We start from the raw sequence: 20,722 nt of genomic DNA on the forward strand, positions 1-20,722 counted from the left end.
AGAAGCGTGCCCCGATATGGAAGTACCTTTTGCAGCTAGACGGTTCATCTGATCTTGGCTGGAAATCGACTACCGCTCGAGGTGTTGGGACCGGCCGGGCTGGGCACCGTGGGGGCGAGCCCTGCCCGGCCGGTCCGCGGGGCGTCCCCGTCAGGCGGGGACGCCGTCCTTGGCGCCCTCCGGCTGGGCCGGTACGGCCGGGGCCTGCCCGTGTCCGTCGTCGGTCAGCGTGCTCTCGTCGAACGGCAGCCGTCCCGCGAGGACTTCGGTGGCCCGGGCCCGGTCGAACTCCTTCGTCCAGGTACCGATCAGCACGGTCGCGATCGCGTTGCCCGCGAAGTTCGTCAGTGCCCTCGCCTCGCTCATGAACCGGTCGATGCCCACGATCAGGCCGACGCCGTCGACGAGTTCAGGCCGGTGCGACTGGAGTCCTCCGGCCAGCGTGGCGAGTCCCGCACCCGTGACCCCGGCCGCACCCTTCGAGGCCACGATCATGAACAGCAGCAGGGAGATCTGCTCGCCCAGCGCCAGGGGCTTGCCCATCGCCTCCGCGACGAAGAGCGAGGACATCGTCAGATAGATCGCGGTCCCGTCCAGGTTGAAGGAGTAGCCCGTCGGGACCGTGATGCCGACCACCGGCCGCGAGACGCCCACGTGTTCCATCTTCGCGATCAGCCGGGGCAGCGCCGACTCCGAGGAGGACGTGGACAGGATCAGCAGGAACTCCCGGCCCAGGTAACGCAGCAGGGCGAAGACGCTGATCCCCGTACACAGCCGCAGCAGCGTGCCCAGGACCACGAAGACGAAGAGCAGACAGGTCGTGTAGAAGCCGATCATGATCACCGCCAGGGACTTCAGCGCGTCCATTCCGGTCGCCCCGACCACCGCCGCGATCGCGCCGAAGGCACCCACCGGCGCCACCCACATGATCATCGCGAGCACCCGGAACACCAGCTTCTGCACGTGCCCGATCCCGCGCAGCACCGGTTCGCCCGCCGCGCCCATGGCCTGGAGCGCGAACCCGCACAGCAGCGCCACGAGCAGCGTCTGGAGCACCTCGCCCCCGGTGAAGGCCGACACCAGCGTGGTCGGGATGATCCCCAGCAGGAACTCCGGCGTGCTCTCGGCGCCGCCCGCCTTGGCCTGCGCCTCGCCCGCGCTGCGGGCCGCCTCGGTCAGGTGCAGCCCACTGCCGGGCTCCAGCAGGTTGCCCACGAGCAGCCCGATGGCCAGAGCGACCGTGGACATCACCATGAAGTAGCCGAGCGCCAGCCCGCCCACCGCGCCGACCTTGGCGGCCTTGCGCACCGAGCCGATGCCCAGCACGATCGTGCAGAAGATGACCGGCGAGATCATCATCTTGATGAGGTTGACGAATCCGGTGCCCAGCGGCTTGAGCTCCACGGCGGTGCCGGGCGCGGCGAACCCGACGGCGATGCCGAGCAGCACCGCACCGATCACAGCGATGTACAGATAATGCGTCTTGTCGCGCCTGGCGGCCACGATGCCTCCTGGTAGTGCCCTTCGCCTCCCCGATGGCGAAGGCGTCCCGGGAGGACCATCGCCCGCCGCTGTGACCCCGGTCACCCTTGCGTTCATTGAGTTCACGCCCGGGTGCACACTGAGCGCCATGTTCCGCTTTCCCCGGCCGCCGCGCAGCCTCGCCGGTCAGCTCTTCGCCATGCAGGTGGTGCTGGTCGCCGTGGTCGTCGCCGGTTGCGCCGTCTTCGCGTACGCGACCGCCCGCGACCAGGCCGAGGAGGCCGCCCGACGCCAGGCCGGGGCGGTGGCCCGCGCCGTCGCGGACTCCCCGTCGGTACGGGACGCGGCGCGCGAGGAAGCGCGGGAGGGCGCCCGGGAGCCGGACGCGCAGTCCGTCCCGGAGGCCCTACGGGGAGCCGGGCGCGGGGCCGAAGCCCCCAGCGGGCCCACCGCGGCCCTGCAGCCCTACGCGGAGCGGGTCCGCGTCGACGCGGGCGTGGACTTCGTGACGATCATGGCTCCGGACGGACGGCGCTGGACCCATCCCGACCCGATGCGCATCGGCGAACCCTTCCTCGGCAACACCGCCCCCGCCCTGCGGGGCGAGACCTTCAGCGAGACCTACACCGGCACCCTCGGCCCTTCCCTCCGCGTGGTCACCCCGATCACCGACGACGGCCGGGTCATCGGCATGGTCGCCGCCGGCATCACCGTCCGCGCGGTCAGTGCCCGCCTCGCCGAGCGGCTCTCCGCCCTCGCCTGGGTGGCCGGCGGGGCCCTCACCCTGGGCGGGGCGGGAACCTACGTCGTCAATGCCCGGCTGCGCCGCCACACCCACGGGATGAACGCGGCCGAGCTGAGCCGGATGTACGACTACCACCAGGCCGCCCTGCACGGGGTCCGCGAAGGCCTGCTGATGCTCGACGGCCGGCGCCGGATCACCCTCGTCAACGACGCGGGCCGCGAACTCCTCGGCCTGCGCGGGGAGATCAAGGGCACCGGCGTCGCCGACCTCGGCCTGCCCGCCCCGCTCACCGGGGCACTGCTCGCCGACCGGCCCCGGGTGGACGAGGTCCACCTGACCGCGGACCGGGTGCTCGTGCTCAACAGCGCGCCCGTCGCCGGCGGCGGCCGCCGGGGCACCGTGATCACCCTGCGCGACCACACCGAACTGCTCTCGCTGACCGGGGAATTGGACCAGGAACGCGGATTCACCCGGGCGCTGCGCGCGCAGGCCCACGAGGCGGCCAACCGGCTGCACACCGTGGTCTCCCTCATCGAACTCGGCCGCAGCCGGGAAGCGGTGGACTTCGCCACCGCCGAACTGTCCCTCGCCCAGGCGCTGACCGACGAGGTGATCGCCGCCGTCGGCGAGCCCGTGCTCGTCGCCCTGCTGCTCGGCAAGGCCGCGCAGGCCCACGAACGGGGGGTCGAGCTGGTCGTCACCCCGGACAGCGGAGCCATCGGCGCCGGGCCCGGCGGTCCGTCCGCCCGGGACCTCGTCACCGTGCTCGGGAACCTCGTGGACAACGCCGTCGACGCCCTCACCGGCGTGCCCGGCGGGCGGATCTCCGTCACCATCCGCCCCGACGGCCCGGCCGGACCCCACGGGCAGGGGGTGCTGATCGGCGTGGCCGACAACGGCCCCGGACTTCCCGAGGGCGCGGACGTGTTCCGGCGCGGCTGGTCGGGCAAGGGTGAGGGGCGGGGCCTGGGCCTCGCACTGGTGCGTCAGGTGGCCCACCGGCACGGCGGCAGCGCGGACGCCGACCAACTGCCGGGCGGCGGCGCACGGTTCACCGTACGGCTGCCGGTGCGCGGGGAGGCGGACGCATGAGCACGCCCGAGGTGCGGGTCCTCGTCGTCGAGGACGATCCGGTGGCCGCCGACGCGCACGCGCTGTACGTCGGGCGCGTGCCGGGCTTCACCGCCGTGGCGGTCGTCCACTCCCTCGCCGGGGCCACCCGCGTCCTGGAGCGGACCCGGATCGACCTGCTGCTGCTCGACCTGACCCTGCCCGACGGCCACGGGCTGCGGTTCGCCCGCGGCCTGCGGGCCGCCGGCCACCCCGCCGACGTGATCGTGGTGACCTCGGCCCGGGACCTGGGGGTCGTCCGCGAGAGCGTCTCGCTCGGGGTGGTGCAGTACGTACTGAAGCCCTTCGCCTTCCCCACCCTGCGCGAACGGCTCCTGCGCTACGCCGAGTTCCGCGCGACGGCGGCGGGCGAGGCGGCCGGCCAGGACGATGTGGACCGTGCCATGGCGGCCCTGCGCTCACCCCGGCCGGCCGAACTCCCCAAGGGGATCGGCGGCCCGACCCTGGACCGGGTCGCCGCGCTGCTGCGGGCCGCCCCCGAGGGGCTGACCGCGGGCGGGACGGCCGAGGCGGCGGGGATCTCCCGGATCACCGCCCGCCGGTACCTGGAGCACCTGGTGGACACGGGCCGAGCGGACCGCACCCCCCGGTACGGCCAGGTCGGCCGCCCCGAACTGCACTACCGCTGGCTGGCGGCTCCGGCCGGGGCCGCGGCCGGCTCGGTGTCGAAGGTGTAGAACTTCCGGTGGTCCAGCATGTCCGCCGGTGTCACGTCGTTCCACGGCCGCATGGTGTCATTGAGGTCCACGACGTTGGCGGTGCCGGCGGCGGGCAGGTACGCCGACTGCGGGTGCAGCGCCTGCCAGTCGGCCCACAGCTTGTCGATGAAGGCGTGGTGCATCCAGAACACCGGGTCGTTGGGGGAGACCCCGGTCGCCATCTGGCCGCCCACCCAGACGTGCACCCTGTTGTGCAGGTTGGCTCCGCGCCAGCCCTCCAGGTGGTTGCGGAAGCCGCCGGAGGAGCTGTTCCAGGGCGCCGCGTCGTAGACCGGCATCGCGAGGACGGAGTCCACCTCGGCCCTGGTGGGCAGCTGGGCCACGCCGGTGCCGAGCGCGCGCCGCAGGTAGGAGCGCCCGTCCACCCGTACGGCTATCTCCCACTTGCCCGCCGCGTACGCGAACGGTCCGTCGAGCACCTGCCCGTCCCGGGCCCGTCCGGTGCCGCCGAGGAAGTCGGCGGCCCAGAGCGAGGAGCGGGCGGTCCGGTCGGCCGTCCAGTCCCAGTACGGAAGGGCCACCGCCGGATCAACCGCCTGCAGCGCCGCCTCGAACTCCAGCAGAAACCGGCGGTGCCAGGGGAGGAAGGAGGGGGAGCGGTGGCCGACGCGGTCGCCCGAGTCGGTGTCGCTCATGATGAAGCCGTTGTGGGTGGTGACGAAGCGGTCGTAGCGGCCGGTGCGCTTCAGTTCGAGGAGCGCCGCGACGAAGGCGCGCTTCTCCTCGGAGGTCAGCGAGGCCTGGTTCTTGCGGATGGTCATCGCATGCCGCCCATCAGGACGAGGGAGGCGCCCTGGAGTTCGCGCACGGCGGCGCGGGCGAGCGGGAGCGGGCCGGAGAAGGTCTCGTAGTGGTTGACGACGCTGATCCAGCTGCCGTCGGCGTTCCGCATCACGTGCAGTTCGCGGCCGTCTATGAGGACGGTCGGCTGACCGGGGGACTGATGGCCGCCGTGGTGGCCGCCGTGGTCGCCTCCGCCGCCCGAGGCGGGGACTATTCGGATGCGGCGGCCCTGGTAGACCTCGTCGACGGTGCCCGCGGGGGTGGCGGGTGCGGCGGGGGTGGCCGGGGTGGCGGGACGGGACCGGGTGACGGCCGCGTGCGCGGTGGCGCCGGCGAGGCCGAGGACGCTGAGTGCGCCGGCAGTGGTGCCTAAGGCCTGACGGCGGGTGATCTTGTTCATGGCCCGAGAGGTATCAGGGCGCGGAGAACAGGGGACCGCTATCCGGACATGCGCGGATAAGTTGCCCGTCGAACCAGTTGGATGATCTTCCCGTCCGGACCGGCTCCAGCGGCCCGGACGGGAAGACCTGTGTGAAAAAGCTTAACTGACGGGAAATCCTGCGGTCATACGAAGGGCGTATGGAAGGGATCACACCGCAGAGTAGGCCGGAAGCCGCAGCTGGAACCGACCCCTCCTGCTCCCGCCCCGAAGCAACCTGAAGACCGGTTTGGGGCGATCCGTCAGGTTCTGTCCCGTTATAGTCCCGATATGGCTCTCCACGAGACGAAGGACCTGCGTGCCCGCGACGCCGAGACGGACGTGTTCGCGTCCGCCCTCAGCGGCGAGATCCTCCCCAAGTACCGGATGCCCGAAGACCACTCGCCCTCCGAGGTGGTTTACCAGCTCCTCCACAACGAGCTGCTCCTCGACGGCAACGCCGCCCAGAACCTGGCCACTTTCTGCACCACCTGGTCGGACGACGGGGTCCACCGGCTGATGAACGAGTGCCTCGACAAGAACATGATCGACAAGGACGAGTACCCGCAGACGGCCGAGATCGAGGCCCGCTGCGTCAACATCCTGGCCGATCTGTGGAACGCCCCCGCCGGCACCACCGGCACCGGCTGCTCCACCACCGGATCCAGCGAGGCGGCCATGCTCGGCGGCCTCGCCCTCAAGTGGCGCTGGCGCGAGCGCCGCCGTGCCGCCGGACTGCCCACCGACAGGCCCAACCTGGTGTGCGGGCCGGTGCAGGTCTGCTGGGAGAAGTTCGCCCGGTACTTCGACGTCGAGCTCCGCCAGGTCCCGCTGGAGCCCGGCGCCACCGGCCTGCGCCCCGGGCAGCTCGCCGCCCACGTCGACGAGAACACCATCGGCGTCGTCGCCATCCTCGGCGTCACCTACACCTGCGTCTACGAGCCCGTCGCCGAGATCGCCGCCGAACTCGACCGGATCCAGGCCGAGCACGGCTGGGACGTCCCGATCCACGTGGACGCCGCCAGCGGCGGCTTCGTGGCCCCCTTCCTCCACCCCGACGTGGTCTGGGACTTCCGGCTGCCGCGCGTGGCCTCCGTCAACACCTCCGGCCACAAATACGGCCTCGCCCCCCTCGGCGTCGGCTGGATCGTCTGGCGCACCGCCGATCTGCTCCCGGCCGACCTCGTCTTCTCCGTGGACTACCTCGGCGGGGACATGCCCACCTTCGCCCTCAACTTCTCCCGGCCGGGCGGCGAGATCATCGCCCAGTACTACCTGTTCCTGCGCCTGGGACGGGGCGGCTACCGCCGGGTCCAGCAGGCCTGCGCCGACACCGCCCAGTACCTGGCCCGCGAGATCGAGACCGTCGGCCCCTTCACCCTGCTCTACGACGGCCAGGGCGCGCTGCCCGCCGTCTCCTACCGGCTCACCGATCCGCAGGGCGCCGGCTTCACCCTCTACGACCTCTCCGACCGGCTGCGGATGCGCGGCTGGCAGGTGCCCTCGTACCCGCTGCCCGCCGAGCGCGACGACACGGTCATCCAACGGGTCCTGATCCGGCACGGGGTGACCCGGGACCAGATCGCGCTGCTCGTCTCCGACCTGCGGGGCGCCGTGGAACACCTGATCGCGCACCCGCAGCCCGTGCCCGCGGCCCCGCCCCGGTCCGGCTTCCACCACTGACCGCGCGTCCGGGCCCGCACCGCCGGGCCCAGCGCTCAGGACGCCGGCCAGCGCATCCCCAGTTCCGTCAGCGCGGCCGTCCGCTCCGGGGTCAGGGACGCGGCGCGGGAGCGCTGGTTGGCGATCCAGGAACCGAGGCGCAGGTCCCGGTCGCCGACCCGCTCCACGTGCGTACGGGGCACCCGCAGGTGCCGCTCGCGGTCGTGGAACCGCCGGGCGGCCTCCAAGTGCGACGCCCAGGCGTCCGCGTGGGCGACCCGGGGCCGCGGCCGGTCCGCACCCTCGGCCGGGGTCACCCCGAGGGTGTGCTCCAGCAGCCAGCGCTGGGCCCACGCGAGGCGCTCCCACGAGGCGCGCTGGCCGCGCAGCCACACACCGAGGTCCTCGCCCTGGACGACGGCCTCCCCGGGACGGGCCGGGAGCCGGCCGCCCGCGTCCAGGTGGACCCGGGTCAGGTGGAAGGCCCGCTGCCAGGAGATGTCCCAGGCCGGACACCAGGACGCGTCGACGGCCTCCAGGGCCTCCCGGCGCTCCTCGGACAGGGCTCCGGCACCTTCCCGGCGGGCCGCCGCCCGCTGGTTCTTGACCCAGACCCCGACCGGGGCGCCGCGCCAGGTGGCATCCACCGGAGGCAGCAGATGGCCGTGCTCGGCCGCCCAGCCGCTCGCCGCCGCGAGCCCCTCCTCGAAGGCCACGTCGAAGTGGCTCCACACCATGCCCAGTTCGTCGAGCTGCGCCACCCGCAGGCGGCCGAGCGCCCCGCGGCGGTACGTGCGCCGGGCATCCGCGATCCACTGGCCGAGCGGGAACCGGGCCAGCCCCGGCGGCCACGGGGCCCCGGAGCCGAGGGCCGCACCGGCCGCGCCCGCCCCGGAGGCGACACCGGCCGCGCCGGTTCCGCCGTTCCCGGGCACCTTGAACGCGAACGGCACCTTGAGGTCCCCGGCGATCCCGGCATAGATCCGGGCCGCCTCCACCCCGCGCCGCCAGTGCTCGTGCTCCGGGTGCAGGACGCGCAGCCGGACGAAGGCCGCCAGCAGCGCCGGGTCGCGGGGGGTGGAGAAGCTCAGCAGGGACTCCGCGCCGCCGCGCAGCCCGGAGCCGCCCACGGACTCCGCGCCGCCCGCGCCCCGCGCCCCGCTCCGGCTCGGGGCCTGCGGCTGCGCCAGGGACTCCACGAGCCGGGTGTCGTGGGCCCGTAGCGCCTCCAGCAGCCGCGCGAGGTCCCCGTACGCCCGTGAGGTCAGCATCGTCTCGGGGGACTCGCCGGGACCCAGCAGCACCGGCACCACGAGGGAGGCGACCTTGCCCTCCCCGGGTCGGATGCGCAGGGCCCGGCCGACGGCCTGCACCAGGTCGGGCATGGAACCCCGTACGTCGGCCCAGAAGACCGAGTCGCATTCCTTGGTGTCCACGCCCTCGCCCAGCACCCGCACACTGCCCAGGAAGGCCTTGTCCGCGACCCGGTCGTCCGCGAAGGCGCCCAGCACCCGCCGCCGGTGCGCGGCCGTGTGCTGACCGCACAGCCAGTCCGCCCAGACCGTACGGGGGTACACCGGCCGCGGGGCCCAGCTCGTGGCGCGCAGCCGGGCGGCCACCGCGGGCAGCCCGGCCGCGAAGGCCTCGGCCTCCTTGGTGAGGTGGTGGAAGACGAGGGTGCGCCGGAACCCCTGCCGCACGGCGGCCGTCACCAGCGCCGTCTGGAGCGCCGCGAGCCGTACCCCGCGCACGGCGTCGGAGCGGCCGTCCGGCCCGAGCAGGACGGCCGCCTGGAACTCCGGATCGCTGACGTCCACGCAGACCACCCGGTAGGGCGCGCAGATGCCCCGGTCGACGGCCTCCGAGAGGGTGAGGGTGTAGCAGCGCGCGCCGAACGGGCCGTCCGGATCGTCCTCCATGGAGGCCACCAGGTCGCCCCGGCCGCGCACCCCCTCCGGCCGGCCGGATCCCTCGGCGGATCCCTCGGCCGGTTCCTCGCCCTCGGTGGACGCGGAACCCTCGGCGGACTGCCAGACCCGGGGCGTGGCCGTCATGTACAAGCGGCGGACCGAGGGGATCCGCAGGTTGTCGTGCACCACCGCCCAGGGCTTGCCGATGCGCCCCGAGGTCCGGTGCGCCTCGTCGACCACGATCAGGTCCCAGCCGGGCAGCCCCTCGCGGTGCGCGCTCTCGATGGTGCCCAGGCCGAGCGAGGCGTACGTGGCGTACACCGTGACCCGGTCGACGGGCGGGCCCGCCCAGTCGGCCAGTTCGGCCGGGTCGGTGGTGGTGGGCATCCCCGCGTCCTCGCCGCGCAGCGAGCACACGGCGAAGGCGCGGCCGGTCCGGCCGCCGTCCCGCCAGGACGCCGCGGTCTGTACGAGGAGGTCCAGGGAGGGTACGAGCACCAGGACCCGGCCGGCCCGCAGTTCCTCGGCCGTGTGCACGGCGACCAGCGACTTGCCGGAGCCCGTTGCCATGATCACCTGCGTACGGAGCCCGGTGCGTGGGACCCTGCGCCCTGCGGGCAGTTCCAGGGCCCGCACGGCGGCGTCCACGGCCTCGCGCTGGTGCGGACGGAGTTTCTGCCTGCTGATGCGTCCCACCTCCACCGTGATCTGCCCGTTTGCTTCCAGCTCCTATCTTGCCCCCATTTTGAATCAATGCGGGGAGATCGCACCGACGGAGTGCGGCAAGAGCCGGCAGGGGGGATCAGGGGGCCGGGCCGCGGCAGGGAACCGGGCCGGGAGGGTCACATCCGGGCACCGAAGTTCTGTGTCCACCACGGGCCGCCGGAGCCCTGGTGGATGCCCACGCCGATGTCCTTGAAGGAGCAGTTGAGGATGTTCTCGCGGTGGCCCTGGCTCTTCATCCAGGAATCCATGACCTGAGCCGCGGTCCGCTGCCCCTTCGCGATGTTCTCCCCGTACGTGGACCAGCGGTACCCGGCGGCGGTGGTCCGCTTGCCCGGGTCCGCGCCGTCCGGGTTGGTGTGCGAGAAGAAGTCCCGCCGCGCCATGTCGTCGGAGTGGCCCTGGGCGGCCGTACGCAGTTGCGCGTTGTCCTTGAGCGGCCCGCAGCCGGCCTTCGCGCGCTCGGAGTTGACCAGGGATATCACCTGGGCGGCGGTGCTGCCGCCCGGCGGGGCGGGAGCGGGGCTCTTCGGCGGGGTGGACTTGGGGCTCGGCTTCGGGGTGGGCGTGGGGGGCGGAGTCGGGCTGGGGGTGGGGCTGGGACGTGGGCTCGGCGAGGCGCTCGCAGAGGCGGACACCGAGGGGCTCGGGGTGGGGGAGGCCGGCTCCGGGGCCGGCGCGGCCCCCGATTCCGGAGCCACGAGCGCGGCCGCGGGCGCCTCGGGGGAGGCGGTGCCGGGCCGCGTGCCCAGGTAGGTCAGCCCGCCACCCACGACACAGGCGGCGAGCACCGCGCCGCCGATCACCCGGCGCCGGCCGCGCGTGCGCCGCTGCTTGCGCAGCGAGGCACGCCCGTCCCCCGGCCCGGCCACCGCGGCGAATTGCTCCTCGCCGTCGGCGGTGGTGCCGGCCCCCGGGCCGGAGAGCCCGTCCGGGCCGTACGCCGAAGCGGTGGTGGCCGGGCCCGCGGACGTGAAGGCGGACGTGAAGCCGGGCGCGAAGCCGGGCGCGAAGCCGGAGGCCGCGGCCGCCCGTACACCCGCGAGCAGGGCCGCCGAGACCGGCACCAGCGCCAGCCCGGCCAGCAGTCCTTCGGCCGGGAGCAGGCCGTTCCACAGCCCGCCGCACCGCAGGCACGCGCGGGCGTGCCGGGCTATTCGCTTGCGCCACAGCGCCGAGGGCAGGCCGTCCCAGCTCGCGACCACCGCCCGCAGGTCCTCGCAGGGCGGCTGGGCATCCAGTGCCCGCTCCACCACCCGGGCCGCCTCCAGCTGCGCCTTCATCCGCTGCACCCGTACGGCCGTGTGCTGCGCGGACAGCTCCAGCGCCTGCGCCATCTCGGTGCGCGTCAGCTCCCCGGCGCACTCGAGCCACCACAGGGACAGCAGGGCCCGGTCGTCCGGCTCCAGCCAGCGCGTGGCACGGGCCGTCTCGCGGCGCTGGCCCTCCAGCTGGAGCCGTACGACGGTCAGGTCCGCGAAGTCGGCGCCGGGATCGGCGAGGTCCCAGGCGGCCTCCAGGCCGCTCTCGCCGGGGGCGCTCCGGCGGGCCTGCCAGTGGGCGCGTACCCGGTTCATGGCGATCGCCACCAGCCAGGACCGGAAGCTGTGGTCGTCGCGCAGGCCGCCCAGCCCGTCGAGTGCCCGCAGCATCGTGTCCTGGACCACGTCGTCCACGTCGACGGATCCGTTCAGGGCCCGCCCGACGATGTTGTAGACCAGCGGCAGATAGGCGCTGACCAGGTCGTCCTGTGCGCGGGGATCGCCCGCGCGGGCCGCGGCGACCAGCGCTGCCGTGTGCGATGTGCTCATAGAAAAGTCCCTGTCCGTACCGGCGCTCGATGATGCCCAATACATGGGAGACCGTCGAGGGGGACTTTGATAACGCTTATCCGCCGAACGGTTTCGCCGATGCTGAATCCGGAGCGCCATGCCCCGGTTCCGGGCTTGTTCCCGGCCTTGTTCCCGGCTTTGCTTCCGGCCCCGTTTCCCGGGCCGGGGCGAGCCGGGCGGCCAGGGCGTCGAGATCGGGCAGGAACCAGATGTGGCGGCCCTCGTTCGATTCCCGTACGAGATCGCGCAGGGCCGAACTCGCCCCCAGATGGTGCGAGAGGTCGCCCAGGACCACCAGGCGGACCCGGTAGTTCACGAACTTCTGCATGATCGCCCCGGCGAGTCCGCTGCGCAGGTCGAAGAAGCCGGCGTCCAGGCGTTCCACCGGGACGGCGACGATGTCGGTCCGGTAGAAGGCGCCGCCGATCAGCTGGTCGAGCGCGTCCTGCTCGGTGGCGACCGGCGGACCGTCGGCGGCGCAGACCAGGACCGGTACGCCGTGGTGTTCCACCAGGAGGTCAGCCACGGTGCACCGCCCCGGCTTCGTGGTCCAGGTCGTTCCCCATGCCGTTGCCCGGGCCGAGCACCCCGTCGACCAGCTGCAGTAGATCGGCGGTGGTGGCGGCGTCGCCGAGGATCACGATCTTCATGCGGGCCCGCTCCTTGTCGTAGACCGTCTGGACGCGCAGCGCGGCCGGGGTGGCCCGGGGGGACTGCGCGCTCGCCGTGACGAGGTTCGCGAGCCGGTTCGCCGCATCGGGGCCGATCGCGTCGATCTGCACGATGCTCGACACCTCCAGGTGCCGCCGCGGCCCCTCCTCCGCGGGGGAGGGATCCTCGGCGGCCGGGAGGGGGAGGCTGGTCAGCGCCTCGAAGTCCGCCCGGCTGATCCGGTACTGCTTGCCGATCCGGACGGCTTTCAGCCGGCCGTCGCGCACGTAGTTCCGGACGGTGCGCACGTGCAGCCCGAGCAGCTCGGCGACCTCGCCGACCGAATACAGCTCGCGTCCTTCATCACTCATACTTCCGCATCCTACCCTAGGAAGGTCGTATGCAGCCTGATGGGGAATGATAGGGAAGGGTAGGGTGGGAAAACCGCTTCGGTGGCGGCCGGGTCCGCTCCTAAGATCGCCGGATGACGGATCCTCGCTACCCCGCCAAGCCCCGCCCCGGAGACCGTGTCGCGGTGCTCTCCCCTTCGGCCGGTCTGCCCGCACTCTTCCCGCAGCCCTACGAGTTGGGGCTGCGCCGGCTCCGGGAGGAATTCGGGCTGGTACCGGTGGAGTATCCGACCACCCGGAAGATGGGCGCGACCCCGCAGGAGCGGGCCGCCGACCTCCACGCCGCCTTCGCCGACCCGGGGATCAAGGCGGTGATCGCCAGCATCGGCGGCGACGACCAGATCACGGTGCTCCCGCACCTCGACGCCGATCTCCTGCGCGCCCACCCCAAGCCCTTCTTCGGCTACAGCGACAACACCAACCTGCTCCTGCACCTGAGGGACCTGGGGCTGGTCGGCTATCACGGGAGCTCGGTGATGGTCGAGCTCGGACGGCCCGGCGCCCTGCACCCGCTGACCGCCGGGTCCCTGCGGGCGGCGCTGTTCACGTCCGGCGAGTACGAGTTGACGGCCGCCGACGCCAGCGGGGACGTGAACGGCCCCTGGGACGACCCCCGCACCTTCGACGCCGAACCGGAACTGGAGCCGGCCAAGGGCTGGACCTGGCACCACGCCGACCGGGTGGTCGAGGGCGACAGCTGGGGCGGCAACCTGGAGATCATCTCCTGGCTGCTGATGGCGGACCGCGCCGTGCGGCCCGCGGAGGAATACGCCGGCGGGGTGCTCTTCCTGGAGACCTCGGAGGACATGCCGAGCGCCCAGGACGTCTACTGGATCCTGCGCGGCATGGGGGAGCGCGGACTGCTGCGGCAGTTCCCCGCCCTCCTGATGGGCCGGGCGAAGAGCTGGTCCTTCGAGAAGCGCCTCGACGCCCAGGAGCGGGAGCGCTACCGCCACGAGCAGCGCGAGGCGGTCCTTCGGGCCCTCGGTGAGTACGCCCCCGACACGATGGCCGTCTTCGACGTGGACCTCGGACACACCGACCCGCAGATCGTGATCCCCGTCGGGGGCCGCATCCGGGTGGACGGGCCGGCCCGCCGCCTCTTCGTGACCTACTGACGGTCAACATCCCTTCCGTGTGCCTCCGTTGGGGTACCACCGGCCGGGTCCGGGGTGACAATGGGGCTCCCACGGGACGTGTTGGGGGCGGCATGTCGACGTTGCTCTTCAGGGGATCCGGCCGGGCAAGGGGCTGGGCCGGATACCTCGGTTCGGTAGGGCTCGGAGCAGGTGCGGTGGCGTTGGCGACGGTGTGGACCTCGGGGCCCTGGGCCGCCGGGATCGGCGCGGCCGTCACCACGCTGTCCGGACTGGCCGCCGAGCGGATGCGACCTCCCGGGGAGGCCGCCGACCCCCGGGCAGCCGGGGAGCTCCTGCGTACGGCGGCGGGCCGGATCCCGCTGCTGCGCCAGGTGGACCGCCCCGAACTCGCCGGAGCCCACCCGGCCGAGGCCCCCGCGGCCCCGCCCGCGTACATCCGGCGCGACGCCGAACCGGGACTGCGCGCCGCCCTGGAGCGAAACCGCTTCGTCCTCGTGGTGGGGGAGTCCACGGCGGGCAAGACCCGGCTCGCCTACGAGGTGGCCCGCGCCCGGTACCCCCGGCACGCCTTCGTCCGCCCGCTCTCCCGCTCCGCACTGCCCGAGGCGCTGCGCATCGCCGGGCGGCGGCGGCGCGCCGTGCTCTGGCTGGACGACCTGGAGGACTTCCTCGGCGCGGGCGGCCTCGGCGCCGCCCAACTGGCCTCCCTGGACAGGGCCGTGGTCATCGCGACGATGCGGGTCCAGGAATACCGGCGCTACGACGCCCGCGAGGAGAGCCGGCTCACCGGCTCGGACCGGGACGCCTGGCGGGCCCAGCGCGACCTGCTCCACCGGGCGGCCGTCATCAGGCTGCCCCGGCACTGGTCCAGGGCGGAGCGCGGCCGGGCCGCCGCCCACCAGGGTGATCCGCGCATCGGGGCCGCGCTGCGCGCGGGCGAGCGGTTCGGGGTGGCCGAGGTGTTGGCGGCCGGTCCGGAGCTCCTGGCGGCCTGGGAGAACGCCTGGGCCCCGGGGGCCAATCCGCGCGGCGCCGCCGTGGTCGCGGCGGCGGTGGACTGCCGCCGGGCCGGACTGCGCCGCCCGGTGAGCCGGGCGTGGCTGCGCGAGCTGCACGCCCCCTACCTGGCGGCCCGGGGCGGCGGCGACCTCCAGCCCGAACCGTTCGCGGAGGCGATGGACTGGGCCTGCGCCGCCGCCTACGCCACGAGCGGGCTGCTCATCGGCAACTTCGGGGCCGGATTCACCGCGTTCGACTACCTGTTGAACGCACCGGGCAACGGTCCGGTGCCCGATCACCTGTGGCGCGGACTGCTGCCCCTGGTGGAGCCCGCCGACGCCTACGACATGGGGCTCGTCGCCCATCAGGAAGGCCGTCTCGCGCGGGCCGTCGAAGCCCTCGCACTCGCCTCCCGCGGCGGGGTCCCCGGCGCCGAACTGCCGCTGGCCATCGCCATCGGGGACTCCGGGAAACCGCGCCGGGCCGCCGCCGATCTCGCCGGGATCGCCCACAGGCGCGCCGGGCGGCTCGGGCCCAGGCACCCCGACACCCTGGCGGCGCGGCATCAACTGGCCTTCTTCGTAGGGGAGTCAGGGAACCACCTGGCCGCCGCATCCCAGTTCGCGGAGCTGCTCGCGGACGTGGAGGAGGTGCTGGGGCCCGACCACCCGGACACCCTGGCGGCCCGGCACCAGCTGGCCTACTTCACCGGGGAGGGCGGTGATCCCCGCGCGGCGGCACGCCAGTTGGAAGTGCTGCTGACCGACCGCTTACGGGTCCACGGCGCCGGCCATCCGCAGGTGTTGGCGACCCGGCGCAGCCTGATCTGGTTCCGGCCGTCCGAACCCGCCTATGCCGAGGCCGAGTTGGGGAGACTGCTGGCCGAAGCGGAAGCTTCCGGGGGGATCGGGCCCGACGATCCGCACACACTCGCCATCCGGGGAAGCCTGGCCGCGCTCGCTGCCCGCGCCGGGCGCACCGCCGAGGCGGCCGAGGCCTGGGCGGAGCTCACCGCCGACCGGACCCGGGTGCTCGGCGAGGACCACCCGCACGTGTTCTACTCCCGCCTGGAATGGGCCCGCGCGCTGCTCGCCAGGGACCGGGCCCCCGAGGCGGCCGCGGTACTGACCGGCGCCCTGGCGCGGGCCGAGTCCGTCCTGGAACCGGGCCACCGCCACCTGCGGACGGCCCGGGAACTGCTGACCCGGACCGCCGGCGGGGACCCTGCTGCCGGCCGGGGCCCTGCCGCAGGCCGTGCTCCTGTCGCCGGCCGGGACCCTGCCGCAGGCCCGGGCCCGTCGGCCGGCCGGGCCGAGGGTTCGCGAGGCGCTTCCGGCCCCGGGTGACCGGCTCGCACCCCCTCCCGGCCGGCGGGCTACAGCAGCGGGGCCAGAGCCCGGGTGGCTTCGAGCAGGGCGGGCGCGTAGGCCTCGATCTCCGTGCGGGAGACCAGGAAGGTCACGGTGGTGATGCTGACGCCGCCGATCGGGCGCCCGTGGGCGTCGAGGATCGCGGCGCCGATGCAGCGGATCGTCGCCTCGTTCTCCTCGTCGTCCAGGGCGAACCCCCGTGCCCGCACGACCTCCAGCTCCGCCTCCAGAGCCTGCGGCGTCGTGAGCGTGTTCGGCGTGCGGCGCGGCAGGCCGGCCGCCGCGACCAGCTCGCGGGCCTCGCCCCCGGGCAGCCGGGCCAGGATGCTCTTGCCGATCGCGGTCGTGTGCAGCGGCATCCGCATGCCGACCCGCGAGGCGGTCCGGAAGGGCTGATCGCTCTCCAGCTTCCGGATGTAGGTGATCGTCTCCCCGCTGTGCAGGGCCAGGTGGACGGCCTGCCCGGTGGCCTCTTGCAGTTCTCGCAGGATCCGCTCGATGCTGGCCGGCTCCCCGCCGCTGACCAGGGCGGACAGTGCGCGCAGCCGGGGGCCGACGCCGTATCGGCTCTCGCCCTCGGAGCGTACGAAGCCCTGCTCGATCAGCGAGGCCAGGATGCGGAAGGTGCTCGACTTCGGCACGGCCGCCGCGGCCATGACATCGGTGAGCCGGTGCGGGCCTCCGGGCGCGGCCACGGCCTCCAGGATCCGCATCGACTTCTCGAGCGCCGTACCCGCGGCGGAGGTCCGGCCGCCGCGCGCACTGCTTTCGGCCTCCGCGTTCTCGGGTCGTCCGTCCATGGACAAGGGATCTCCAGAGGTGGGTATGGTCTGCACCAGAAGTTCCGTTACACGATACCAAGTTCCATTACGTGGAACAAATGGAGGGTCTCTTGTCCTGTCATCCGTACGCGGCCATCACCGCGCAGCGCCTGCTGCCGGTCCTGCGCAACGCCGACGCCGACGAGGCCGTCCGCCACACCACCGCCCTGCTCGCCGCCGGCTGCCGCGCCGTCGAACTGACCACCTCCACCCCCGGCTGGGCCGAGGCGGTGGCCCGCACCGTGCCCCTCACCGACGCGCTGGGGCGGCCCGCCCTCATCGGAGTCGGCACCGTCACCACCGGCCTGGCCGCGCGGACCGCACTCGACGCGGGCGCCGCCTTCCTCATCTCCCCGTACCCGGCCCCCCAGGTCCGCGAGGTCGCCCGGGAGCGCGGGGCCGCCTTCATCGAAGGCGGCTTCACCCCCGGCGAGATCGCCTCCGCAGTCCGGTCCGGCGGCGCGGCGAAGGTGTTCCCCGCCCACGTCGGCGGCCCGCAGTTCATCCGCTCGCTCAAGGCGGTCCTCCCCGACGCCCTGATCGTCCCGACCGGCGGGATCAAGCCCGGCGAGGTCGGCGACTGGCTCGCCGCCGGGGCCGCCGCGGTCGGGATAGGCGGCGGCCTGCCCGCGGACCCGGGCGAACTGGCCGCCGCCTTCGCCGACCTCGCCCGGCCCTGCTGCGGCGACTGCGCGGGCGCGGAGCGGCGACCGTGACCGGGGCCGGGAACACGACCGGGAGCGCCACCACGACGGCGACCGGGTCCGGGGGTGCGTCCAAGAGGTTCGGAGTCCCCCAGAGGTACGAAGTCCCCCAGGGGTGCGAAGTCCCCCACGGGTACGACGTCCTCGTCCTCGGCGAGGTCCTCGTCGAGATCCACGCCGAGACCGCCCTGCGGGACGCCGCCGACGGTACCCCCGCCCGCGTCTCCTTCTCCGGGGACGCCCTCAACGCCGCGGCCGCCGCCGTCGCCGCCGGAGCCCGCACCGCCCTCCTCGCCGTCGTCGGCGAGGACGAGCTGAGCGTCCCGCTGCTGGCCCGCGCCGCCGCACTCGGCGTGGACGTCTCCCACGTACGCCGCTCCCCGCGCCCGAACGGCGCCTACCTGCTCTGCGCCGACACCGAGGGCGACCGCGAGTTCGTGTACTGGCGCACCGGCAGCGCCGGTTCCACCCTCTCGGTGGAACACGTCGAGTCCTGGCGGGAGTTGCTGACCAACTCCACGGCCCTCATCACCAGCGGTATCGCCGGCGCCCTGTCGCCGAACAGCCGCGAAGCCGTACTGCTCGCCGCCCGGACCGTGCACGAAGCCGGCGGACACCTCTCCTACGATCCCAACTTCCGCTCCCGGCTCACCAGTCGAGGTGAGGCGCGGACGCTTCTGGCCCGCATCGCCCCGCTGACCGGGCTGCTGAAGACCTCCTGCCCGGCCGACGCGCTGGCCATGGTCGACACCGACGACCCGGCCGAGGCCGCCGCCCGCTACCGGGCCCTGGGCGCCCGTACCGTCGCGGTCACCGCGGGCGCCGACCGGCTGCTGCTGGACGACGGCACGGCAGCGGCGTACCTCCCCGTCCCGGTGAACCCCGACCCGGTCGACGCGACCGGCGCCGGAGACTGCTTCACCGGCACCGCCACCGCCCGGCTCGCACTCGGCGACACCCTCGCGGCCGCCATCACGTACGCGACGGCGGCCGCCTCCCTCTCCGTGTCCGGCCGCGGCGGCACCGGCCGCATCCCCGATTTCACCGAGACGGCCGCCCTGGCGGCCGCGCACCGCGAAGACACCCTCAGGAGGGAGCGGGCGACGACATGAGCATCGTGGACAGGGAGGACGCCGCCACCTCGGCGGGGCGCCCGGCGCTGCTACGCGGCCTCGAGCAGCGCCGTCTCCTCGGGCGGCAGCCGCAGTGCGCCGGCGGAGACGTTTTCCGTCAGGTGGTCGGGGTTGCCGGTGCCCGGGATGGCGAGTACGTGCGGGCCCCGGCTCAGGGTCCACGCGAGGCGGAGCTGGGCCGGGGACACCCCGTGGGCCCGCGCGAGATCGCGTACCGCCGGGCCCTCTTCGGTGACCCCTCCGGCCTCCTTGCCCGCGCCCGCGATCGCGAAGAAGGGGACGAAGGCGATGCCCTGTTCACCGCACGCGTCGAGGAAGGCGTGCTCCTCGGCCGGCGAACCGATCCCGTACGCGTTCTGCACACAGACCACGGGCGCGATGGCCCGCGCTTCGGCGAGGTGGTCCGGCCGTACGTTGGACACGCCCAGGTGCCGGATCAGCCCGGCGGTGCGCAGCTCGGCGAGGGCGCCGAAGTGCTCGGCGATCGAACCGGTTTCCGCCTGGCGCGGGACGCGCAGGTTGACCACGTCCAGGTGGTCGCGGCCGAGCTGGCGCAGATTCTCCTCGACCTGCCCGCGCAGTTGCCCGGGCGCGGCCCACCACCAGTCGCCGGCGGCGTCGCGGCCCGGGCCGACCTTGGTGGTGATGACCAGCTCGTCGGCGTACGGGGCGAGGGCCCGGTTGATGAGCTCGTTGGCGGAGCGGGTCGGGGAGAAGTAGAAGGCGGCCGTGTCGATGTGGTTGACCCCCAGCTCGACCGCCCGCCTCAGCACCCCGGTCACCCGGTCCCGGTCGCTGGGGGAGCCGTCGGCGAGGTGCGTGAGCCGCATCGCGCCGAAGCCGATGCGGCGGACCGGGAGGTCGCCGAGGAGCCAGGTGCCGGAATCGGCCGCGGTGATCTTGTCGGACGTCATCAGGCGAGGGTATCGGGGTCGGTGACCCAGCCCGCGAACAGCACGAGACCGGACTCCCGGTCGACGGCGAGGAAGCCGAAGGGCCGGTCCACCTCGAACTCGGCCTGCCGGACCCGGTGCGAGGGCACCCTCGCGGCCCCGCGGAACATGCCGACCGCGGTGACGGCCGCGGCCTCGAACCCCTCCGCGTGGAAGCGGGCCACGGCGGACTGGCGGGCCGAGCCGACGGCCAGCGGGACGGCGGAGATGCCGGGGAAATGGCCGGGGCGGGCGGCCGCGGAGGTGAGGCCGAACAGTTCGGAGTGGAGCAGCAGGTCGTGCTCGGCACGGATGTCGAAGGCCACCGTGGCGATCCGGGCCACCGGTTCGGGGCGGGTCGAATCCACCGTGCGCAGCGACAGCCCGGGGCCCGCGGAGCCGTCGGGGAGCTCACTCGCGGTCGAGGAGGCCAGCGCGCCCGTGACCTCGGCGATCCCGGTGGTCAGGACCTCCCCGGGCGCTGCCCCGGGCTCTCCGAGCAGCAGGTGCACGTCCGCGCCGTGCGCGCCGTGCGCGCCGGGCGCACCGGGTACGCAGAGCAGGGTGACCGGGCCGCCGGCACCCTGAGCCACCCGGATCCGCTCGGGGAAGGCGTGGGTGACGGTCAGTCCGCGCAGGCAGCGCCCGTTCCACGGGCCGCGGTGCGGCCGCACCTGCCGCTCGGAGAAGGGTTTCTCCCAGGTCAGGTGCAGCGCGAGCGCGGAGGCGAGGACCAGGTCGACGTGCGGGCCGACCTCCACCGGCATCTGCTCGATGAGGCCGTCGGTGCGTTCGGCGGCCCAGGCGTCCAGGGCCTTGCGGTCGGTGTCCTCGTCACCGGTCAGGGCCGACCGGGTCCCGGCCGGGAGCCGGTCCGACCACGCCGCCTCCAGCGGCAGGTCCCGCCGCGCCCACACGCCGGTGGCCGCGCGCAGGCCCCGTACGCCGTCCAGGGCGGTCAGCAGCCCCCGGGCGGCTTCGGCCGCCGCGTCGGCGGGTATGCCGAGGGCCTGCTCCAGTTCGGTACGGGCCGGGCCGTCGGCGCCGTCCGCGAGCAGGGCCAGCAGCGGCCAGAGCCCGGCCGCCGTGAACACCGTGCCTTCGGCCGTGTCCGCGGACCGTGCCGACCCTCGTGCCGCCCACCGTGCCGTCAGGCGGTTGACCGCCTCCACCGTCGAGTTGTCCATGGGACGGAGC

The 20,722-nt window shown here is 73.9% G+C and carries 17 protein-coding genes; 7 read left to right on the forward strand and 10 right to left on the reverse strand.

Features of this window, described 5'->3' with window-relative positions; genetic code table 11:
* Window positions 1-150 precede the first annotated feature (150 nt).
* Window positions 151-1,503 (reverse strand): cation:dicarboxylate symporter family transporter, encoded by a 1,353-nt coding sequence (locus OG247_RS39170; RefSeq protein WP_327256719.1) that lies wholly within the window; start codon window positions 1,501-1,503, stop codon window positions 151-153.
* 127 nt (window positions 1,504-1,630) lie between these two features.
* Here OG247_RS39170 and OG247_RS39175 point away from each other — a divergent pair, with 127 nt between their 5' ends.
* Together OG247_RS39175 and OG247_RS39180 are read left to right on the forward strand one after the other, a co-directional pair.
* Complete coding sequence (locus tag OG247_RS39175; protein WP_327256720.1) at window positions 1,631-3,319, forward strand: sensor histidine kinase; 1,689 nt, start codon at window positions 1,631-1,633, stop codon at window positions 3,317-3,319.
* Window positions 3,316-4,035 (forward strand): response regulator, encoded by a 720-nt coding sequence (locus OG247_RS39180; protein WP_327256721.1) that lies wholly within the window; start codon window positions 3,316-3,318, stop codon window positions 4,033-4,035. The genes OG247_RS39175 and OG247_RS39180 overlap by 4 nt, the downstream gene beginning before the upstream one ends.
* Here OG247_RS39180 and melC2 read toward each other — a convergent pair.
* Together melC2 and melC1 are read right to left on the reverse strand one after the other, a co-directional pair.
* Window positions 3,978-4,838 (reverse strand): tyrosinase MelC2, encoded by an 861-nt coding sequence (gene melC2 / locus OG247_RS39185; RefSeq protein ID WP_327256722.1) that lies wholly within the window; start codon window positions 4,836-4,838, stop codon window positions 3,978-3,980. The genes OG247_RS39180 and melC2 overlap by 58 nt on opposite strands.
* The gene (melC1, locus tag OG247_RS39190; protein WP_327256723.1) at window positions 4,835-5,260 is read right to left on the reverse strand and encodes an apotyrosinase chaperone MelC1; all 426 of its coding nucleotides are present in this window, start codon (window positions 5,258-5,260) and stop codon (window positions 4,835-4,837) included. Before melC1 ends, melC2 begins: the two co-directional genes overlap by 4 nt.
* Window positions 5,261-5,569: 309 nt before the next feature.
* Between melC1 and OG247_RS39195 the strand changes: the two genes are divergently transcribed.
* Complete coding sequence (locus OG247_RS39195) at window positions 5,570-6,961, forward strand: glutamate decarboxylase (RefSeq protein ID WP_327256724.1); 1,392 nt, start codon at window positions 5,570-5,572, stop codon at window positions 6,959-6,961.
* A 35-nt stretch (window positions 6,962-6,996) separates the two neighbouring features.
* Here the strand turns inward: OG247_RS39195 and OG247_RS39200 are convergent, their stop codons facing one another.
* The 4 genes from OG247_RS39200 to OG247_RS39215 all read right to left on the reverse strand — a co-directional run bounded on the left by OG247_RS39200 (window position 6,997) and on the right by OG247_RS39215 (window position 12,427).
* Complete coding sequence (locus OG247_RS39200) at window positions 6,997-9,546, reverse strand: Helicase associated domain protein (protein ID WP_442813531.1); 2,550 nt, start codon at window positions 9,544-9,546, stop codon at window positions 6,997-6,999.
* Window positions 9,547-9,692: 146 nt separating this feature from the next.
* Window positions 9,693-11,384 (reverse strand): sigma-70 family RNA polymerase sigma factor, encoded by a 1,692-nt coding sequence (locus tag OG247_RS39205; protein ID WP_327256725.1) that lies wholly within the window; start codon window positions 11,382-11,384, stop codon window positions 9,693-9,695.
* Between the two features lie 76 nt (window positions 11,385-11,460).
* Window positions 11,461-11,931, reverse strand: coding sequence for a DUF4180 domain-containing protein (locus OG247_RS39210; protein ID WP_327256726.1), 471 nt, complete (start codon window positions 11,929-11,931; stop codon window positions 11,461-11,463).
* Window positions 11,924-12,427: a helix-turn-helix domain-containing protein gene (locus tag OG247_RS39215; RefSeq protein ID WP_327256727.1), complete on the reverse strand. Its 504-nt coding sequence runs from the start codon at window positions 12,425-12,427 to the stop codon at window positions 11,924-11,926. Before OG247_RS39215 ends, OG247_RS39210 begins: the two co-directional genes overlap by 8 nt.
* Window positions 12,428-12,540: 113 nt before the next feature.
* Here OG247_RS39215 and OG247_RS39220 point away from each other — a divergent pair, with 113 nt between their 5' ends.
* Together OG247_RS39220 and OG247_RS39225 are read left to right on the forward strand one after the other, a co-directional pair.
* The gene (locus tag OG247_RS39220; protein ID WP_327256728.1) at window positions 12,541-13,584 is read left to right on the forward strand and encodes a S66 family peptidase; all 1,044 of its coding nucleotides are present in this window, start codon (window positions 12,541-12,543) and stop codon (window positions 13,582-13,584) included.
* A gap of 176 nt (window positions 13,585-13,760) precedes the next feature.
* On the forward strand, window positions 13,761-15,911 hold the full coding sequence (locus tag OG247_RS39225) for a tetratricopeptide repeat protein (protein ID WP_327256729.1): 2,151 nt from the start codon (window positions 13,761-13,763) through the stop codon (window positions 15,909-15,911).
* A 29-nt stretch (window positions 15,912-15,940) separates the two neighbouring features.
* On the opposite strand, the gene OG247_RS39230 is transcribed toward OG247_RS39225, so the two are convergent.
* Window positions 15,941-16,735, reverse strand: coding sequence for an IclR family transcriptional regulator (locus OG247_RS39230; protein WP_327256730.1), 795 nt, complete (start codon window positions 16,733-16,735; stop codon window positions 15,941-15,943).
* Between the two features lie 92 nt (window positions 16,736-16,827).
* Between OG247_RS39230 and OG247_RS39235 the strand changes: the two genes are divergently transcribed.
* Together OG247_RS39235 and OG247_RS39240 are read left to right on the forward strand one after the other, a co-directional pair.
* The gene (locus OG247_RS39235; RefSeq protein ID WP_327256731.1) at window positions 16,828-17,472 is read left to right on the forward strand and encodes a bifunctional 4-hydroxy-2-oxoglutarate aldolase/2-dehydro-3-deoxy-phosphogluconate aldolase; all 645 of its coding nucleotides are present in this window, start codon (window positions 16,828-16,830) and stop codon (window positions 17,470-17,472) included.
* Complete coding sequence (locus OG247_RS39240; RefSeq protein ID WP_327256732.1) at window positions 17,469-18,572, forward strand: PfkB family carbohydrate kinase; 1,104 nt, start codon at window positions 17,469-17,471, stop codon at window positions 18,570-18,572. The genes OG247_RS39235 and OG247_RS39240 overlap by 4 nt, the downstream gene beginning before the upstream one ends.
* Window positions 18,573-18,622: 50 nt before the next feature.
* Here OG247_RS39240 and OG247_RS39245 read toward each other — a convergent pair whose 3' ends face one another.
* Together OG247_RS39245 and OG247_RS39250 are read right to left on the reverse strand one after the other, a co-directional pair.
* Window positions 18,623-19,507: an aldo/keto reductase gene (locus OG247_RS39245; RefSeq protein ID WP_327256733.1), complete on the reverse strand. Its 885-nt coding sequence runs from the start codon at window positions 19,505-19,507 to the stop codon at window positions 18,623-18,625.
* Window positions 19,507-20,712, reverse strand: coding sequence for a serpin family protein (locus OG247_RS39250; protein WP_327256734.1), 1,206 nt, complete (start codon window positions 20,710-20,712; stop codon window positions 19,507-19,509). The genes OG247_RS39245 and OG247_RS39250 overlap by 1 nt, the downstream gene beginning before the upstream one ends.
* Between the last annotated feature and the right edge of the window lie 10 nt (window positions 20,713-20,722).

Source organism: Streptomyces sp. NBC_01244, from assembly GCF_035987325.1.
Lineage (GTDB): Bacteria > Actinomycetota > Actinomycetes > Streptomycetales > Streptomycetaceae > Streptomyces.

Excerpts from the sequence above, each read along its gene's own strand:
- OG247_RS39175 (WP_327256720.1), top strand. The coding sequence starts at position 1,631 with ATGTTCCGCTTTCCCCGGCCGCCGCGCAGCCTCGCCGGTCAGCTCTTC.
- OG247_RS39180 (WP_327256721.1), top strand. The coding sequence starts at position 3,316 with ATGAGCACGCCCGAGGTGCGGGTCCTCGTCGTCGAGGACGATCCGGTG.
- melC2 (WP_327256722.1), bottom strand. The coding sequence starts at position 4,838 with ATGACCATCCGCAAGAACCAGGCCTCGCTGACCTCCGAGGAGAAGCGC.
- melC1 (WP_327256723.1), bottom strand. The coding sequence starts at position 5,260 with ATGAACAAGATCACCCGCCGTCAGGCCTTAGGCACCACTGCCGGCGCA.
- OG247_RS39195 (WP_327256724.1), top strand. The coding sequence starts at position 5,570 with ATGGCTCTCCACGAGACGAAGGACCTGCGTGCCCGCGACGCCGAGACG.
- OG247_RS39205 (WP_327256725.1), bottom strand. The coding sequence starts at position 11,384 with ATGAGCACATCGCACACGGCAGCGCTGGTCGCCGCGGCCCGCGCGGGC.
- OG247_RS39215 (WP_327256727.1), bottom strand. The coding sequence starts at position 12,427 with ATGAGTGATGAAGGACGCGAGCTGTATTCGGTCGGCGAGGTCGCCGAG.
- OG247_RS39220 (WP_327256728.1), top strand. The coding sequence starts at position 12,541 with ATGACGGATCCTCGCTACCCCGCCAAGCCCCGCCCCGGAGACCGTGTC.
- OG247_RS39230 (WP_327256730.1), bottom strand. The coding sequence starts at position 16,735 with ATGGACGGACGACCCGAGAACGCGGAGGCCGAAAGCAGTGCGCGCGGC.
- OG247_RS39245 (WP_327256733.1), bottom strand. The coding sequence starts at position 19,507 with ATGACGTCCGACAAGATCACCGCGGCCGATTCCGGCACCTGGCTCCTC.
- OG247_RS39250 (WP_327256734.1), bottom strand. The coding sequence starts at position 20,712 with ATGGACAACTCGACGGTGGAGGCGGTCAACCGCCTGACGGCACGGTGG.